Below are 16,048 nucleotides of genomic sequence, written 5' to 3' on the forward strand. Positions count from 1 at the left end.
TCTGCTCTTGGTTGGGCGGGGTATTGGGGGGAGCCGATCCCCAGGGGGGGGGGGGGGGGGCCCCGCGACGGCCCGTGGGCATCACCGCCTTTAGGGGGGGCCCAGCCCGCTCCTACAGGGTTAGGTGGTAGTCAGCCCGGATCGCGGAAGTCGGGATGGAAATCGGCAGGCACCGTCACGCTGACACTGTCACGGGTGGCGATATCGATGCCTTCGCTGGCCACTTCGGCCAGGAAGTCGATCTGCTCCGGGGTGATCACGTAGGGCGGCAGGAAATACACCACGCTGCCCAGCGGACGCAACAGCGCGCCGCGGGTCAGGGCATGCTCGAAGACCTTCAGGCCGCGGCGTTCCTGCCACGGATAGGCGACCTTGCCGGCCTTGTCCTTGACCATCTCGATGGCCAGGGCCATGCCGGTCTGGCGCACTTCGGCCACGTTCGGGTGATCGACCAGGTGCGCGGTGGCGCTGGCCATGCGCGCCGACAGCGCTTTGTTGGCGTCGATCACCTGGTCCTGCTCGAAGATGTCCAGGGTCGCCAGCGCGGCGGCGCAGGCCAGCGGGTTGCCGGTGTAGCTGTGCGAATGGAGGAAGGCGCGCAGGGTCGGGTAGTCGTCGTAGAAGGCCTGGTACACGTCATCGGTGGTCAGGCAGGCGGCGAGCGGCAGGTAGCCACCGGTCAGGGCTTTGGACAGGCAAAGGAAGTCTGGGCGGATACCGGCCTGCTCACAGGCGAACATCGTGCCGGTGCGGCCGAAACCGACGGCGATTTCGTCATGGATCAGGTGCACACCGTAACGGTCGCAGGCTTCGCGCAGCAGCTTGAGGTAAACCGGATGATACATGCGCATGCCGCCAGCGCCCTGGATCAGCGGCTCGACGATGACCGCGGCGATCGTGGCGTGGTGTTCGGCCAGGGTCTGCTCCATGGCTGCGAACATGTTGCGCGAGTGTTCCTCCCAACCCATGCCTTCAGGGCGCAGGTAGCAATCGGGGCTGGGCACCTTGATGGTGTCGAGCAGCAGGGCCTTGTAGGTTTCGGTGAACAGCGGTACATCGCCGACCGACATCGCGGCGATGGTTTCGCCGTGGTAGCTGTTGGTCAGGGTGACGAAGCGCTTCTTGGCGCCTTGGCCCTTGTTCTGCCAGTAGTGGAAGCTCATCTTCAGCGCCACTTCGATGCATGACGAGCCGTTGTCGGCGTAGAACACCCGATCCAGCCCGGCCGGGGTCATGGCCACCAGGCGCTCGGACAGCTCGATCACCGGCTGATGGCTGAAGCCTGCAAGGATGACGTGTTCGAGCTGGTCGACCTGATCCTTGATGCGCTGGTTGATGCGCGGATTGGCATGGCCGAAAACGTTGACCCACCAGGAGCTGACCGCGTCCAGATAGCGCTTGCCCTCGAAGTCCTCGAGCCAGACACCCTCGCCGCGGCGGATCGGGATCAGCGGCAGGCTCTCGTGGTCTTTCATCTGGGTGCAGGGGTGCCACAGGACCTTGAGGTCGCGCTGCATCCACTGTTGATTCAGGCCCATGGGCGGATCTCCTGGCTGGGGTGGCAAGTAGGACGGCGTAAGCCTAAGCAAAGGCACCCCCAGGAACAACCTTGGATTTTGTGCAGGCTTGCGTGGTAGCGGGCTAGCCCATGAAAGGCTCAACATAGAAAACCGAACCATTCGAAGCACTTGATAGCGCTGTGCTGGCAGGCTCCTGGGACCTGACGTATTCTTAGCGCATCTCTCCTGGGGAGATCCTCCCCACTTACATTTCGCTTCTGATCCGGAGTTCGCCGACATGGCTGCTGCTTGGGTGCGCCTGTGCGCGTTGGTATTGATTGGTGCATCCAGCGCTGGTGCGCTGGCGAAGGACAAGACCCCCACGGCCATTGTCGTCGGTGGTGGCCTGGCCGGCCTGACGGCGGCCTATGAGCTGCAGTCCAAGGGCTGGCAGGTGACCCTGCTCGAAGCCAAGGGCGGCATGGGTGGCCGCTCGGGACTGGCGACCAGCGAGTGGATCGGCAACAACAAGGCGCAGCCGGTACTCAATCAGTACCTGGACCGCTTCAAGCTGGAAACCTTGCCTGCGCCCGAGTTCGTGCGTACCCCAGGCTACCTGATCGACGGTGAGTACTTCAGCGCGGCCGACCTCGCCACCAAGCAGCCCGCGACCGCCGAGGCGATCAAGCGCTACGAGAAGACCCTCGATGACCTGGCCCGTTCGATCGATGATCCGCTGAACCCGGCTGCCAACAGCACGTTGTTCGCACTCGATCAGATCAACGTCTCCACCTGGCTGGACAAGCTGCAACTACCAGCGACCGCCCGTCAGTTGATCAATCAGCAGATCCGTACCCGCTATGACGAGCCCTCGCGCCTGTCGTTGCTCTATTTCGCCCAGCAGAGCCGGGTCTATCGTGGGGTTGGCGATCGAGACCTGCGGGCGGCACGCCTGCCTGGCGGCAGCCCGGTACTGGCACAGGCCTTCGTCAAGCAACTCAAGACCATCAAGACCAGCTCGCCGGTCACCGCCATCGTCCAGGACAAGGACGGCGTCACCGTCAAGGTGGGGGCCGTGGGCTACCAGGCTGACTATCTGGTCCTTGCCGTGCCGCTGCGCGCGCTGGCCAAGATCCAGATGACGCCGGGGCTGGACAACCAGCATCTGGCGGCACTCAAAGGCACCAACTACGGCTGGCGCGACCAGTTGCTGCTCAAGTTCAAGAACCCGGTGTGGGAGAGCCGCTCGCGTATGTCGGGCGAGATCTTCAGCAACGCAGGCCTGGGCATGCTGTGGATCGAACCGGCGCTCAAGGGCGGTGCCAATGTGGTGATCAACCTGTCCGGCGACAACGCCCGCCTGCTGCAGGCCTTCGGTGACAAGCAGATGGTCGACCAGGTGCTGATTCGCCTGCATGCCTTCTACCCTCAGGCTCGTGGCGCCTTTACCGGTTACGAGGTCAAGCGCTACAGCACCGACGCCGGCACCGGCGGCGCCTACCTGGCCTACGGGCCGGGGCAGATCAGCAAGTACTGGCGTCTGTGGGAGCGCCCGGTGCAACGTGTCGCCTTTGCTGGCGAACACACCGATGCACTTTACCCGGGCACCCTGGAAGGCGCGCTGCGCAGTGGCCAGCGTGCCGCGGGCCAGGTCGAGGACCTGGCCGCTGGCAAATCCTTCGATCCAGTGGTCAAGGCGGCGCCGGTCGCTGCCGCTGCGGGCGCTGCTGCAGTCGGCGCGGCAGCCGCCAAGGACAACAAGCCTGGCTTCTTCTCCCGTCTGTTCGGTGGCGACGACAAACCGGTGGCCAAGACCGAGCCGGTGACCAAGGCCGCCGAGCCGACACCCGCGCCGCCAGCTCCTGCTCCTGCAGCCGCACCAGCGGCGCCGGCCGTTGCGCCTGTGGCCAAGGAAGAACCGGTCAAGGCTCAACCCGCCAAGGCTGCACCGACCAAGGCTGCACCTGCCAAGCACGCACCAGCGCACAAGCCGCCGGCCAAGCAGGCCAGCAAGACGGAGCCGGTGAAGAAGGCCGCCGCAAAAGCCGAGCCCGTCAAGAAGAAACCCTCGACCGACACTCAGGCCAAGGCCAACTGATTGGTCATTGCGGGCACTCGTGGCATTGCCGCGATGTGCCCGCGCTGTTGCCTGGCCTGGCAAGTCCCCCCGCGTTCACCTACCGTTAATGTTTTCTTAATTGGATGAATTCAAAATAAGCTATCGATTTTCTCGATTATAAGAAGCGGACTTTTCCGCTTTATTTCGATACTTATCGCGTTATCTTGTGCACAGCTTTCACGGGGAATACGCCAACATGCAACTGCGCAATTCTGCTTCTCGCTATGGTGCGGTCAGCATCTTCCTGCACTGGGGCGTGGCCCTTGTCGTATTCGGGTTGTTCGGTCTGGGCCTGTGGATGGTCGGTCTCGACTACTACGATCCTTGGCGCAAAGCCGGGCCCGACCTGCACAAGAGCATTGGCCTGGTATTACTGGCTGTCATGCTGCTGCGGGTACTTTGGCGTTTGATCAGCCCACCTCCACCGGCTCCGGCCAGCCACGGGTCACTCACCCGCATGGCCGCCAAGCTGGGGCACCTGGCGCTGTATCTGGGGTTGTTCGCGGTCATGGCCGCCGGCTACCTGATCTCCACTGCCGACGGTGTCGGCATTCCGGTCTTCGGCCTGTTCGAAGTACCGGCACTGGTCAGCAACCTGCCCGATCAGGCGGACACTGCCGGTGTGATTCACCTGTATCTGGCCTGGGGGTTGGTGATTTTCGCCATCCTGCATGCCCTGGCAGCCTTGAAACACCATTTCATTGACCGTGACGCGACCCTGGCTCGTATGCTGGGCCGCAAAGCTTGACTCTCAACCTCAATTGCAAAGGAAGGAAGTAAGGATGTTGAAAAAGACTTTTGCCGCCCTGGCGCTCGGTACCGCTCTGATTGGCGCTGGTCAGGCCATGGCCGCTGACTACAAGATCGACAAGGAAGGCCAGCATGCTTTCGTCGACTGGAAGATCAGCCACTTGGGCTACAGCTTCATCCACGGCACATTCAAGGACTTCGACGGTTCGTTCTCCTGGGACAGCGCCAAGCCTGAAGCCAGCAAGATCAGCGTCGACCTGAAGACTGCCAGCCTGTGGTCCAACCATGCCGAGCGCGACAAGCACATCGCCAGCGCCGACTTCCTGGATGTGAAGAAATATCCCGACGCCAAGTTCGTCTCCACGGCCGTCAAGTCCACCGGTGACAAGACTGCCGACGTGACCGGCGACCTGACCCTGCATGGCGTGACCAAGCCGGTCACCTTCAAGGCCGTGTTCAACGGCGAGGGCAAGGACCCGTGGGGTGGCGAGCGCGCTGGCTTCAACGCCAAGACCACGCTGAACCTGAACGACTTTGGCATCAAGGGCCCAGGCCCGACTTCCCAGACCCTGGATCTGGACATCAGCCTGGAAGGCGTGAAGCAGAAGTGATTCGCGTCATCTGAAACGACAAGGGGCCGCTATGCGGCCCCTTGTCGTTTCTGTCAGCCCTTGCGGGTCAACAGCGCCGGACGCTCGCCACGGGGGCGGCTCGGCAGGTCGTCCAGTTGCTCGGGCGTCGGGTAACGGTCGAGCTTGGATTCCTTGCGGATGATCACAGGCGTGCTCTGCGACTCGCGCGGATTGCGTACGGCAGGTTCCTGGCGGTTGCTGTCGTCCCGGCGCGCACGGCCCGGGTTGCCATCGCGGCGTGCACCACCACCATTGTTGTTGCGGGGGCGCTTCTCGCCAGAACCCTGGCCGCCCTGGCGCTGGCCGCCGCTACCGTTGTTGCTGCGAGGCTGGCCCGAACCCGAACGCTGCCCCTGGCCTTGAGCCTGGCCGCCGTTGCCGCCCGGGCGACGGTTGCGGCCCTGGTTCTTGCCGTTCTGGTAAGGGCTGACGTAGTCGGCGCGGTTGCCGAAGTTGTCGATATCGTCGTCCAGGAACTCTTCCGGGTCGCGATCGGCGGGTACTTTGGGGGCATTGCCCTGGGCCTGGCCGGCCTGCTGCTGACGCGGCTTCTTGTTGTCGCGCTGCTTGCGTGGCTCCTGCTTCTTCTGCTGCGGCTTGTCGCCCGCAGTGCCCTTGTCGGCAGGCTTGTCGGCGGCCTGTTGCTTGGCCTTGCCTTTGTCCTTGCCCTTGTCCTTGCGTCCGCCGCTGCCTTCCTTGCTGCCTTCGGCACGTTGCTGCTGGTTGCGCCCGCCACGGCCGTTGTTCTGCTGGCGCTCGCGCACCTCGGGTTTCTCGGCCTCGACCTGCGAGGCATCGAAGCCCATCAGGTCGCCATCCGGGATCCTCTGCTTGGTCACCCGCTCGATGCTCTTGAGCAGTTTCTCTTCGTCAGGTGCCACCAGCGAAATGGCTTCACCGGAGCGGCCAGCACGGCCAGTACGACCGATGCGGTGGACGTAGTCTTCCTCGACGTTGGGCAGTTCGAAGTTGACCACGTGCGGCAACTGGTCGATGTCCAGGCCACGGGCGGCGATGTCAGTGGCGACCAGCACTCGCACGCTGTTGGCCTTGAAGTCGGCCAGAGCCTTGGTGCGCGCATTCTGGCTCTTGTTGCCGTGGATCGCGGCAGCGGTCAGACCGTGCTTTTCGAGGTACTCGGCAAGGCGGTTGGCGCCGTGCTTGGTACGGGTGAAGACCAGCACCTGTTCCCAGGCGCCGAGGGTGATCAGGTGGGCCAGCAGCGCACGCTTGTGGCTGGCAGGCAGGCGGTAGACGCGCTGCTCGATACGCTCGACGGTGGTATTGGGCGGCGTGACCTCGATGCGCTCGGGGTTGTGCAGCAACTTGTCGGCGAGGTCGGTGATGTCCTTGGAGAAGGTCGCCGAGAACAGCAGGTTCTGGCGCTTGGCCGGCAGGCGTGCGAGGACTTTCTTCACGTCATGGATGAAGCCCATGTCGAGCATGCGGTCGGCTTCGTCCAGAACGAGAATTTCCACCTTGGACAGGTCGACGCTGCCTTGGCCGGCCAGGTCGAGCAGACGGCCCGGGCAGGCGACCAGAACGTCGACACCCTTGGCCATCGCCTGGATCTGTGGGTTCATGCCGACGCCGCCGAAGATGCAGGCGCTGATGAAGTTCAGGTCGCGGGCATAGATCTTGAAGCTGTCGTGGACCTGTGCGGCCAGTTCGCGGGTCGGGGTCAGGACCAGGACGCGCGGTTGGCGCGGGCCGTGACGCTGCGATTTGTCGGGGTGACCACCTGGGAACAGGCGCTCGAGGATCGGCAGGGCGAAGCCACCGGTTTTACCAGTGCCAGTCTGCGCGGCGACCATCAGGTCGCGGCCTTGCAACACGGCGGGAATGGCCCGCTGTTGCACCGGGGTAGGCTGGGTGTAGCCCGCAGCCTCGATAGCGCGGACAAGTGCCTCGGAGAGACCGAGGGAAGCAAAGGACATGGGCAATCCTGTTCTCGTTTGGGCTGGGCCCTGTGGGATGTTCTGCCTGGCGCGACTGGCATCGGTGGGATGCGATCGCGTCCGGTCCAGCTGGGCTTACACTGCGCATCCTGGAGGCGGCGGGCGGGCACTTGAGGGTGCGTCGCTGCTGGTCGAGATGCCTTTTGCGAGGCCGAGCGTCCGGGCGTGAGCCGGGCGGGAAGGCCCGAGTATAACAGAGCTATCGCGATGTGCTGCGATCCTGCTGCTCAACGGCGCCGAGAAAATGTTCGGCGGAGTTTGCGTTGCGCGCATGCTGGGCAGTACAGGCGCGCTCCGCGATCGCCAGCAGGGCTGTACTCAGGCTTGCTGTGCGTCGATCAGATGCCGTTCGATATCTTTGTGACGCGTGCCCAGCGACAGACGAAGGCCGGGTTGGCGCAAGCATTCGCGCAGTTGCTCGGGGCTCATGCCGCCCTGGCGCTGATTGAAGTTTTCCAGGGCCTTGTCCCACCACGCCGTGGCGCAGGCGCGGTCGAATTCGTTGTCGTAGGGGTAGCAGCCGTAGAGCAGTTCACGGGCGAACTGGCGGTGACGACTGGGTAGCGTGAGGCTCATGGCCTTGTAGCCGAGGCGGTGCAGGGTGGGGGGGCGAGGCAGTTGATCGTTGACCAGCGTGATGTCGGCCATCGCGGCCTCGCCGAATGGATCGTCGCCGTGCTTGCGCAACCACGCCTGGATCTTGGCACGGAACTGGGCCTTGCGGCTCCAATAGTGATGGATGACGTCGGTGCAGGTGGCCAGTTGCAACGTGCGGTAGGCGGCGACCGCCAGGCAGAACTCTTCGAGCGTATAGGGCTCGCGTGCCAGGGGATAAAGCTCGTCCATCAGCGCGATGGAGTGGTCCAGGATCGTTGCATCCTGCGCAGTCAGGCCCATGACACCGGAGTTGACCAGCGGCATCTGGCAGTCGGCCAGGGCACGCTGTTGCAGGAGCGTCAGCAGGTTCTTGTACAGCAGGCACTTCTGGTTTTCGCCGTAGCGACCGCCAATGGCATTGCACAGCAGGCTGCCGGGCTTTACCCGGCGGAACAGCTCTATGGGCGATTGGCGGAAAAAGGTATCGGTATCGATCAGCACTGCCAGCGGGTGCTGTTCGAGGACATGGCGCAGCAGCACATGCTTGCTGCGAAAGTGATACCCGTGCGGCTGGTTCCAGGTTGTACGCGTGTGCTCATCGAGCAGGTGCACGGTGACGGGCAGCTTGGCGTAGGGTTCGGGGTTGTCGGTGTAGACCTGGATGTCCATGGCTTCACCTGGCGTCTTGCGCAGGTTGGCCAGGGCGCTGACGATGCTGAAGCAGGCTTCCTGGTGATAGGTAGCCGGGCCGAAGGCGAGGTAGACGAGTTGCGGGGTGTCACGGTTGCACGGCTGCATCGGGGGAAACCTTGTATCAGCTTGAATGATCAAGGCTCCAATCTACGTTCGGAGCCTTAATCATTGCTTAAGCTATTGTTACCAATAGGTTTCAGCGCGGCAGCTTGAGGTTGTTCCAGATCGCCAGGCTCGGCTCGGCCTGGTTCAGCGTGTAGAAGTGCAGGCCCGGTGCGCCACCTTGCAGCAGCTCTTCGCACATCTTGCTGATCACTTCTTCACCGAATGCCTGGATGCTGGCGGCATCGTCGCCGTAGGCTTCCAGCTGCTTGCGGATCCAGCGCGGAATCTCGGCACCACAGGCGTCGGAGAAGCGCGCCAGCTTGCTGTAGTTGGTGATCGGCATGATGCCGGGCACTACCGGAATATCCACGCCCAGCTTCTGTACGCGCTCGACGAAGTAGAAGTAGCTGTCGGCGTTGAAGAAGTACTGGGTGATGGCGCTGTCGGCACCGGCCTTGACCTTGTGTACGAAGTTGGCCAGGTCGTCCTCGAAGTTGTGCGCCTGCGGGTGCATTTCGGGGTAGGCGGCAACTTCCAGGTGGAAGTGGTCACCGGTTTCCTGGCGGATGAACTCGACCAGGTCGCTGGCATGGCGCAATTCGCCACTGGCCATGCCCATGCCGGATGGCAGGTCACCGCGCAGGGCGACGATGCGCTTGATTCCGGCCGCCTTGTATTCGGCGATCAGGGCGCGCAGGTCGTCCTTGCTGTCGCCGACGCACGACAGGTGCGGGGCTGCCGGGACCTTCACTTCGTTTTCCAGTTGCAGAACAGTGTTCAGCGTGCGGTCGCGAGTCGAGCCGCCGGCGCCGTAGGTGCAGGAGAAGAAGTCGGGGTTATAGGTGGCCAGTTGACGGGCAACGGCCATGAGTTTTTCGTGACCGGCATCGGTCTTGGTCGGGAAGAACTCGAAACTGTAGCGGCGTTCCTGGGACATCGGTCGTTCCTCTGGCAGCGTGCTTCAAGCGCCAAGCTGCAAATAAAAGCCAGATCGGTGATGGCCGATCTGGCTTGGGCGTCGTTCAGATCCTTGCGCTGCTGCGGCGCGCAGTGCGCGCCGCATGCCGCTTAGTAGCGGTACGCGTCGGGCTTGAACGGGCCTTCGACAGTCACGCCGATGTACTCGGCCTGCTGTGGGGTCAGCTGGGTGACTACACCGCCGAAGCCGCGGACCATTTCCAGGGCCACTTCTTCGTCGAGCTTCTTGGGCAGCACTTCGACGGTCAGGCGCTCGGCCTTCTTCGCAGCTGGCAGCTCGGCGAACTTCTGCTCGAACAGGAAGATCTGCGCCAGTACCTGGTTGGCGAACGAGCCGTCCATGATGCGGCTCGGGTGGCCGGTGGCGTTGCCCAGGTTCACCAGGCGGCCTTCGGCCAGCAGGATCAGGTAGTCGTCATTCTGCGGATCGAAGGTGCCGGCGCCGGTGCGGTGGATCTTGTGCACCTGTGGCTTGACCTCTTCCCATGCCCAGTTCTTGCGCATGAAGGCGGTGTCGATCTCGTTGTCGAAGTGACCGATGTTGCAGACCACTGCGCGCTTTTTCAGGGCCTTGAGCATGTTGGCGTCGCAGACGTTGACGTTACCGGTGGTGGTGACGATCAGGTCGATGCGGCCCAGCAGGTCCTTGTTGATGCCAGCTTCGGTACCGGTGTTGATACCGTCCTTGAACGGCGAGACCACTTCGAAGCCGTCCATGCAGGCCTGCATGGCGCAGATCGGATCGACTTCGGTGACCTTGACGATCATGCCTTCCTGACGCAGGGACTGGGCCGAGCCCTTGCCCACGTCGCCGTAGCCGATCACCAGGGCCTGCTTGCCCGACAGCAGGTGGTCGGTGCCGCGCTTGATGGCGTCGTTCAGGCTGTGACGGCAGCCGTACTTGTTGTCGTTCTTGCTCTTGGTGACCGAGTCGTTGACGTTGATCGCCGGGACTTTCAGCTCGCCTTTGGCCAGCATGTCCAGCAGGCGGTGCACGCCAGTGGTGGTCTCTTCGGTCACGCCGTGGATCTTGTCCAGCATGGCCGGGTATTTCTTGTGCAGGATTTCGGTCAGGTCACCGCCGTCGTCCAGAACCATGTTGGCGTCCCAGGGCTGGCCATCTTTCAGGATGGTCTGCTCGATGCACCACTCGTACTCCTGCTCGGTTTCGCCTTTCCAGGCGAATACCGGGATACCGGCAGCGGCGATGGCGGCAGCAGCCTGGTCCTGGGTGGAGAAGATGTTGCAGGACGACCAGCGCACTTCGGCGCCCAGGGCGATCAGGGTCTCGATCAGCACGGCGGTCTGGATGGTCATGTGGATGCAGCCGATGATCTTCGCGCCCTTGAGCGGTTGCTCGGCTTGATACTTGCGGCGCAGGCCCATCAGTGCGGGCATTTCCGATTCGGCGATGATGACTTCCTTGCGGCCCCAGTCGGCCAGGGAGATGTCGGCGACCTTGAAGTCGGAAAAACCAGCGGGCGTGTTTACAGCGCTCATGAAGAGCCTCCATTCGTAGTGTGCGAATGGGCGCCGTTGTGCGTTGAGCGTCCGCAGCAGCGGACAACGCCCCATCCGAGCCTGACAGGTGAACCTGCTGCAGCGCCCCTCGGACAGGTGGCGGGATGACCACCGCAGCGGGTGGCCATTGGAAAACGGCGAGATTATAGCCGCGCCCGTGTGACACACCCAAGACTTTCTGTCGATTTATCGCGACGATAGTCGATGTTCAATGGAGGCTGACCGGCGGGTCTGCCATCATTACCCCACGTCAGTCAGGCACGTCAGGAGTTGTAATGAATTTCCACACGCGCAAATGGGTAAAACCCGAAGACCTCAATCCCAACGGCACCTTGTTCGGTGGCAGCCTGTTGCGCTGGATCGACGAGGAAGCGGCGATCTACGCCATCGTCCAGTTGGGCAACCAGCGGGTGGTGACCAAGTATATTTCCGAGATCAACTTCGTCAGCGCCTCGCGCCAGGGCGAGATCATCGAGCTGGGTATCACCGCCACCGAGTTCGGCCGCACCTCGATCACCCTGCAGTGCGAAGTGCGCAACAAGATCACCCGCAAGAGTATCCTCACCGTCGACAAGATGGTCTTCGTCAATCTGGGCGAGGATGGCCTGCCGGCACCGCACGGGCGCACCGAGATCAAGTACATCCAGGATCAGTTCCCGGATTCGGCGGTGGAGTAGAGCTGGAAACCGTGCGGCGCACTTCGCGAGCTTGCCCGCGAAGTGCGCGCCATCGTCATCACGGCTGGGCGCTTACCCGTCGCACCACCTTGCCGATTGTCAGCCCCTGCACCAGGATCGACGACAGCACCACGATGTAGGTGATCGACAGCAGCAGGTCGCGTTCGTCACCCACCGGCAGCGACAGCGCCAAGGCCACCGATACACCCCCGCGCAAGCCTCCCCAGGTCAGTACCCGCACCGTGCCACGTGGCACTTCGCGCCAGCGCCGCAGCAAGACGATGGCCGGTGCCACGGTCAACAGGCGCGATGCCAGCACCGCGACCGCAAGCACGCCACCTGCTGCCAGGTGCAGCCAGTTGAACGGCAGCAGCAACAGCTCCAGGCCGATCAGGGCGAAGAGCAGGGCGTTGAGCATGTCGTCGATCAGCTCCCAGAAACCATCCATGTAGCGACGGGTCATGTCGTTCATCGCCAGGTTACGCCCCAGGTTGCCGATGATCAGGCCGGCTACCACCATGGCGATCGGCGCCGACACGTGCAGTTCGTAGCACATGGCCGAGCCACCGATCACCAGTGCCAAGGTCAGCATCACCTCGACCTGATACTGCTCGATGCTTTTGATCATGCGGTAGGTGGCGTAGCCGATCAGCCCACCGAACACCACGCCGCCTACGGCTTCGCGGGCGAACAGGATGGCGGTGTCGGAAACGCTTGGCGTCTCGCCGAGCTGGATGATGCCCAGCAGCACGGTGAACACCACCACCGCGGTGCCGTCGTTGAACAGCGACTCACCGACGATGGTGGTCTTCAGCGGTTTGGAGGCGTTGGCGGTACGCAGTGCACCGAGCACCGCGATGGGGTCGGTCGGCGAGATCAGCGCGCCGAAGAGCAGGCAGTAGATCAGCGGTACGTCCCAGCCGAACATCGCGAACACCCAGTGGGCGAGATAGCCGATTACCACGGTGGCGATCAGAACGCCGATGGTGGCGAGCAGGCCGATTGGCCAGCGGTAGCTGCGCAGGTCGCCGAGGTTGACGTGCAAAGCGCCCGCGAACAGCAGGAACGACAGCATCCAGTGCATCAGCAGGTCATTGAAGTCGATCTGGTTCATCAAGCCTTCGACGCGTTCCTCCAGGCCGGGAAAGCCGATCAGGCTCAGGCCTTGCAGGATCAGTGAGAACAGCAGGGCGGTGACCATCACGCCGATGGCGGGCGGCAGGCCGATGAAACGGTAGTTCACATAGGTGAGGAGGGTGGTGAGGCAGATGAACGCGGCAACTAATTCAAGCATCCTGAATCCTGTGACAATGGCTTCCAAGTCGTAACCCGAACAGCTCGGGCAGTTCTTTGATGGCCTGACGGAGCACTCGGGACACACCTTATGACCGGAATTATCAGGATCGTTCCTCAATTCACGGCTGAAGCGGCGCCTACAGGCGCTGCCCGGATCGCGTATATAGTGACGCGAGTCTTGTTCAAGGAACCTTCCGCGTGCTGGCAACTTCCCTCGTCCTGATCGCCGCCCTGCTGCATGCCACCTGGAACACCCTCATCAAGTTCAGCGCAGAACGCCTGCTGGTGATCGCCAGCATGGACGCGGTGGCGCTGGTCTTCGCGGTGCTCGCGGTGGCGTTCGTCGAGCCCCCTCCGGCCGCGATCTGGCCGTGGCTGCTGGCCTCGGCGCTGGCCGAGCAGGTCTATCGTGTCCTGCTGATCAAGGCCTACCGGGTCGGTGACCTGGGCCTGGTCTATCCTCTGATGCGTGGATTGTCGCCGCTGGTGGTGCTGGGGCTGACCCTGGCTTTCGCCGGTGAGTCGCTGAGCGGCCAGCAGATCATTGGCATCCTGCTGATCCCCTGCGGCATGGTTTGTCTGCTCTGGCAGGGCGGTGGCGGTGATCGGTTGCCCTGGTCGATGCTGCCGGTGGTGGCGCTGATCGGCCTGTGCATCGGCTGTTACACCTGGTTCGACGGCCAGGCGGTGCGCCTGTGGGGTAAACCGTGGGACTACCTGGTCTGGCTCACTCTGCTGAGTGCCTGGCCGTTCCCGGTGCTGGCGGGCGTGGCCCGACGTGCACCCTTCGTGCTGTTCTGGCGCAGCCAATGGCGACTCGGGTTGGCGGTCGGGCTGTGTGTATTGCTGAGTTATGCCCTGGTGTTGTGGGCCATGCATCTGGGGTCGGTGGCGGAGGCGGCGGCGCTGCGGGAGGTCAGTGTGATCCTGGTGGTGCTGTTGGGCATGCGCTATCTCAAAGAACCTTTTGGCGGCCCGAGACTCCTAGCTTGCGGGCTGGTCCTGGCAGGCATGCTGGTGATGAAGCTCTGACCTTTCTGAACGAGGAGCCTGTCCATGACCGTTGCCCTGTGGTGCATCCTGATCGCCCTGGTCCTGCCGCCTTTGTGCGCATTGATTGCCAAAGTCGCCAGTGGCCGTTTTGGCTTGAGCGACAACCATGATCCGCGAGCCTTTCTCGACACGCTCTCGGGCCTGCCTCGGCGCGCCAATGCGGCGCAGCAGAACGGCTACGAGGCGTTTCCAGCCTTTGCCGCAGCGGTGCTGGTGGCGGATATCGTCGGCAACGCCGAGCAGGTGACCCAGGATGTGCTGGCGGTGCTGTATATCACCAGCCGCCTGCTGTACATCATCTGCTATCTGGCGGACTGGGCAGCGTTGCGCTCGCTGGTGTGGTTCGCCGGATTGGCGTTGATCGTGTCGTTGTTCGTCGTATCGGCATGAAGCCATCGCGGGCTTGCCCCGCGATAGCTTAACCCCCGATCACGGCACCTTCGGCACTTCAGGCAGAGCAGCCCCCTTGGGCCACAGCATCCAGATCTGCCCCTGTTGCTTCATGTTCCCAGCCAGCTCGCCGGCCTCGGGGCCGGTCCCCCAGAACAGGTCGGCGCGCACCTCGCCGGTGATCGCGCCGCCGGTGTCCTGCGCGCCTACCGGGCGCACCACTGGCGAGCCGTCCGGTCGGGTGGTGGACAGCCACAGCAGGCTGCCCAGCGGAATCACCTTGCGGTCGATGGCCACGCTGTAGCCCGCGGTCAATGGCACGTTGAGCGAGCCGCGCGGGCCCTCGTCGCTGTCGGGGCCTGCGGCGAAGAACACATAGCTCGGGTTGCTCGCCAGCAGCTCCGGCACCCGTTGTGGGTTGGCCTGGGCCCAGGCGTGGATGCTGCCCATGGTCACGTCTTCTTTCTTCAACTGGCCCTGGTCCACCAGCCAGCGGCCGATCGGTCGGTAAGGGTGGCCGTTCTGGTCGGCGTAGCCCAGGCGCAGCTGGCGGCCGCTCTCCAGTTGCACGCGACCGGAGCCCTGGATCTGCAGGAATTGCAGGTCCATCGGGTCGGTCAGCCAGGCCAGCACCGGCGCCTTCACACCCTGGCGGTTGATCACTTCGGCGGTGTCGTAGGGCTTGAGCACACGACCTTCGATACGACCGCGAAGGCGTTTGCCCTTGAGCTCCGGGTATACGCTGGCCAGGTCGACCACGATCATGTCGTCGGGAGGGCCATAGACGGGGACCTGGGCTTGTGCCGTGCGCGTCAGGCTGCCTGGGTAGACCGGTTCGTAGTAACCGGTGATCAGGCCGTTGGCGTTGTTCTCGGCGGAGCGCAGGCCGTAGACCTGCAGGTTCTGTTGCAGGAAGGCACGTACCTGGGCCGGATCGCCTGGCACCGCAGCCGCCGCGCTGCACGTCGCAGCCCAGACCGGGTCGCGCTTGAGTTTCTCGCAGCCGTTGCGCCAGGCCTGGAAGCCTGCGACCAGGTCGCTGTCAGTGACGCTCGGCAAATCTTGCCAGGTGGCACCGGTATAGGTGGCGATGGCGTGGGGCTCGGGCTTGGTGCCCTCGCCGCCGTTGCAGCCGGCCAGCAGGGCCAAGGCCGGGAGCACCCAGGCCAGAGGGCGCAAAGCAGATTTCATAAGCGGGGTCCTGTTACGGGCGGGGATGAAAATTCGCCCTTGTCTTTTGTGTGGCTATTGGTCTTTGCCCGGCGGGCGGCGATACTGGCGACCCGTTCATGCAGGCCGAAGAGACCGTGATGTTCAAGCGATTGACCGTAGTACTGCTCGCCACCCTGACGCTGACCGCTTGCGAGCGTGTCGATCCGAACTCGCCATTGGGCCAGCGCAAGGCAATCTTCAAGGACATGCTCAAGACCAGCGAAGACCTGGGCGGCATGTTGCGCGGCCGCTTGCCGTTCGATGGGGGGAGGTTCGCCGAAGGGGCGGTAAAGCTCGATACCCTGGCCCACGAACCCTGGCAGCACTTCCCGCAGGCTCGTGACGGGGGAGATAGCAGCGCCCGGCCTGAGGTCTGGGAGCGCCAGGCGCGTTTTCATGACCTGGCCCGCCAGCTCGAGAGCGTTACCGGCGACCTGGTCGGTGTGACCCGCAGCCAGCCATTGGATGCTGCTGGGCTGAAGGCACCGATGGACCGCGTCGAGGCTGCGTGCAAGGCCTGTCATACCGAGTTTCGCAATCATTGATGGTCTGCGGTGCCCTGTGTGGG

General features: G+C 63.4%; 14 protein-coding genes and 1 riboswitch. Of the genes, 7 read left to right on the plus strand and 7 right to left on the minus strand.

Features of this window, described 5'->3' with window-relative positions; translation table 11 throughout:
- Positions 1-131 precede the first annotated feature (131 nt).
- The gene (locus ACNFHO_RS19935) at positions 132-1,538 is read right to left on the minus strand and encodes an adenosylmethionine--8-amino-7-oxononanoate transaminase (RefSeq protein WP_063546540.1); all 1,407 of its coding nucleotides are present in this window, start codon (positions 1,536-1,538) and stop codon (positions 132-134) included.
- A 259-nt stretch (positions 1,539-1,797) separates the two neighbouring features.
- On the opposite strand from ACNFHO_RS19935, the gene ACNFHO_RS19940 reads away from it, so the two are divergent.
- From ACNFHO_RS19940 to ACNFHO_RS19950, 3 genes are all read left to right on the plus strand, one after another.
- Positions 1,798-3,597 (plus strand): flavin monoamine oxidase family protein, encoded by a 1,800-nt coding sequence (locus ACNFHO_RS19940; RefSeq protein ID WP_063546538.1) that lies wholly within the window; start codon positions 1,798-1,800, stop codon positions 3,595-3,597.
- A gap of 217 nt (positions 3,598-3,814) precedes the next feature.
- Positions 3,815-4,366, plus strand: coding sequence for a cytochrome b (locus tag ACNFHO_RS19945; protein ID WP_065863857.1), 552 nt, complete (start codon positions 3,815-3,817; stop codon positions 4,364-4,366).
- A gap of 34 nt (positions 4,367-4,400) precedes the next feature.
- A complete protein-coding gene (locus ACNFHO_RS19950) occupies positions 4,401-4,979 on the plus strand; it encodes a YceI family protein (protein WP_054894828.1) in 579 nt (192 codons plus the stop codon).
- Positions 4,980-5,032: 53 nt separating this feature from the next.
- Here ACNFHO_RS19950 and ACNFHO_RS19955 read toward each other — a convergent pair whose 3' ends face one another.
- The 4 genes from ACNFHO_RS19955 to ahcY all read right to left on the minus strand — a co-directional run bounded on the left by ACNFHO_RS19955 (position 5,033) and on the right by ahcY (position 10,831).
- Positions 5,033-6,937, minus strand: coding sequence for a DEAD/DEAH box helicase (locus ACNFHO_RS19955; protein ID WP_416767141.1), 1,905 nt, complete (start codon positions 6,935-6,937; stop codon positions 5,033-5,035).
- 339 nt (positions 6,938-7,276) lie between these two features.
- A complete protein-coding gene (locus tag ACNFHO_RS19960) occupies positions 7,277-8,353 on the minus strand; it encodes a hypothetical protein (RefSeq protein ID WP_416767142.1) in 1,077 nt (358 codons plus the stop codon).
- Between the two features lie 91 nt (positions 8,354-8,444).
- Complete coding sequence (gene metF / locus ACNFHO_RS19965) at positions 8,445-9,290, minus strand: methylenetetrahydrofolate reductase [NAD(P)H] (RefSeq protein ID WP_065863854.1); 846 nt, start codon at positions 9,288-9,290, stop codon at positions 8,445-8,447.
- A gap of 131 nt (positions 9,291-9,421) precedes the next feature.
- A complete protein-coding gene (gene ahcY / locus ACNFHO_RS19970) occupies positions 9,422-10,831 on the minus strand; it encodes an adenosylhomocysteinase (protein ID WP_065863853.1) in 1,410 nt (469 codons plus the stop codon).
- A 21-nt stretch (positions 10,832-10,852) separates the two neighbouring features.
- A riboswitch (S-adenosyl-L-homocysteine riboswitch) is annotated at positions 10,853-10,948 on the minus strand.
- Between the two features lie 179 nt (positions 10,949-11,127).
- Here ahcY and ACNFHO_RS19975 point away from each other — a divergent pair.
- Entirely contained in the window at positions 11,128-11,529 is a 402-nt protein-coding gene (locus ACNFHO_RS19975) for an acyl-CoA thioesterase (protein WP_054894823.1), read from the plus strand.
- Between the two features lie 58 nt (positions 11,530-11,587).
- Here ACNFHO_RS19975 and ACNFHO_RS19980 read toward each other — a convergent pair whose 3' ends face one another.
- Complete coding sequence (locus tag ACNFHO_RS19980) at positions 11,588-12,823, minus strand: cation:proton antiporter (RefSeq protein WP_065863852.1); 1,236 nt, start codon at positions 12,821-12,823, stop codon at positions 11,588-11,590.
- Positions 12,824-13,023: 200 nt separating this feature from the next.
- On the opposite strand from ACNFHO_RS19980, the gene ACNFHO_RS19985 reads away from it, so the two are divergent.
- Both ACNFHO_RS19985 and ACNFHO_RS19990 read left to right on the plus strand, forming a co-directional pair.
- A complete protein-coding gene (locus ACNFHO_RS19985) occupies positions 13,024-13,857 on the plus strand; it encodes an EamA family transporter (RefSeq protein ID WP_416767143.1) in 834 nt (277 codons plus the stop codon).
- Between the two features lie 24 nt (positions 13,858-13,881).
- Complete coding sequence (locus ACNFHO_RS19990; protein WP_054894820.1) at positions 13,882-14,268, plus strand: MAPEG family protein; 387 nt, start codon at positions 13,882-13,884, stop codon at positions 14,266-14,268.
- Between the two features lie 39 nt (positions 14,269-14,307).
- Here ACNFHO_RS19990 and ACNFHO_RS19995 read toward each other — a convergent pair whose 3' ends face one another.
- Positions 14,308-15,459 (minus strand): murein transglycosylase A, encoded by a 1,152-nt coding sequence (locus tag ACNFHO_RS19995; protein WP_063546522.1) that lies wholly within the window; start codon positions 15,457-15,459, stop codon positions 14,308-14,310.
- A 119-nt stretch (positions 15,460-15,578) separates the two neighbouring features.
- On the opposite strand from ACNFHO_RS19995, the gene ACNFHO_RS20000 reads away from it, so the two are divergent.
- Positions 15,579-16,025 carry a c-type cytochrome gene (locus ACNFHO_RS20000; protein ID WP_414155832.1) on the plus strand — a complete coding sequence of 149 codons (447 nt, stop codon included), beginning with the start codon at positions 15,579-15,581 and terminating at the stop codon, positions 16,023-16,025.
- The last annotated feature ends 23 nt before the right edge of the window (positions 16,026-16,048 follow it).

The sequence above is a fragment of the Pseudomonas sp. NY15374 genome, from assembly GCF_048068255.1.
Taxonomy (GTDB): Bacteria; Pseudomonadota; Gammaproteobacteria; order Pseudomonadales; family Pseudomonadaceae; genus Aquipseudomonas; species Aquipseudomonas machongensis.